The following is a 1328-nucleotide window of genomic DNA, read 5'->3' as shown; positions in this document are numbered from 1 at the left end:
GTTTTGCGCACTGCTGCGGCGCATGCCGGAACACGTCTTCGCCGCGGCAGGCATCGCACTCTTCGCTCTGGGGGTTGCCCTCGTGGACCACCGGTTCCTGCTGATCGCCGCCGGGGCGGCAGCGGGCACGGCCGCGCTCCACTGCTTCTCCGGCCGCACGGTACGGTCCGCGGCCGGTCTGCAGGAGAAGCCCGCGGCCGGTTCCCCGGCCGCGGACGCCTCGTCGGACGCGGCGACAACGACTCCTGGCGACCCACGCTGAACCGACCGCTCGAACGGGTCACCAAGACCGGTCCGGTTGCGACTGGGCGCAGGGGGAGTGTGTTCCCGCGCGCCTCCGCCCGCTCTCCGGCTACTCGTTCCGGGCCACGGCGACGGTGGGCGAGGTCCGGGAGGCGCTGAGGGCGGGGACCATTCCCGCGGCGGCGGTCAGCAGGACGAGGGTGACGAAGACCGCCGCGAGCTCCCCGGCCGGCACGCTGAACGGGGCGCTCGTCCGGGCGACATGGATCAACAGCCAGGAGTAGGGCATGCAGAGGGCCAGACCGAGGACTCCGCCCAGTACGCCGTAGAGCGCGCATTCCACCGTGACCATGCGGTGCACGGCGGCTCCGCCGAGCCCCAGGGCCCGCAACAGCCCGAACTCACGCCTGCGTTCGACGACGGTGAGACTCGCCGTGGTCGCGACTCCGACGACCGCCACCAGGACCGTCAGCCCCAGGACCATGATCACTGTCGTGGCCGTCGTCCGCAGGTCGTCCGAGTCTCCGGCCTGTCCGGCCGAGTCCTCGGCGATGACGCGGCCTTCGCCGCGCTCCGGGCCGGTCAACGTGTCGGTGACGGCCCGCTGTGCGCGTATCCGTCCCCGAGCTCCGTCTTCCGAGGCGTCGGCGGTGACCTTGGTGGGCGCCGGGTCCACTCCCATACGGGTGAGATCTGCGGCGGGGACGAAGAAGTTCCCTCCGTAGGGGCCGGCGCCGGGCAGCGTCGCCGCCACGGTGAGGTGGACGGGGCGGCCCTCGAACTCCAGCGTCACGCGGTCGCCCGCTCGGACGCCGAGCTGGTGGGCGTGGTCGGCGTCCACGACGACGTGGGCGGGTTCGAGAGGGCCGAGGGAGCCGGTGCGGGCGGTCAGGCGCGCGCCGGAGCGGTCGGTGCCGAGGTCGAGGTCGGTGATCGTCGCGCTGCGGGCGCTCTGGACGACCTCCGCCGTGCGGAACGCCCTCACTCCGGTCAGTTCGGAGTGGGAGGCCAGATCGGCGGCCAGCGACCGGTCCAGCGACTCGCTGTCCCTCCCGTGCAGGAGGAAGTCGGCGGGGGCCTCCACC

At 73.1% G+C, this 1328-nt stretch carries 1 protein-coding gene and 1 pseudogene; one reads left to right on the top strand and one right to left on the bottom strand.

The window, feature by feature from the left end; all coding sequences use genetic code 11:
• Nucleotides 1-262, top strand: a pseudogene (locus IH13_RS0129440) (hypothetical protein); the annotation flags it as partial.
• 90 nt (nt 263-352) lie between these two features.
• Here IH13_RS0129440 and IH13_RS0129435 read toward each other — a convergent pair.
• Nucleotides 353-1328: ABC transporter permease (locus IH13_RS0129435; protein ID WP_037842757.1), on the bottom strand; the 976-nt coding region annotated here is incomplete at its 5' end.

The organism is Streptomyces sp. NRRL WC-3549 (assembly GCF_000721935.1).
GTDB lineage: Bacteria > Actinomycetota > Actinomycetes > Streptomycetales > Streptomycetaceae > Streptomyces.
This window is presented reverse-complemented; position numbering and strand designations above follow the sequence as displayed.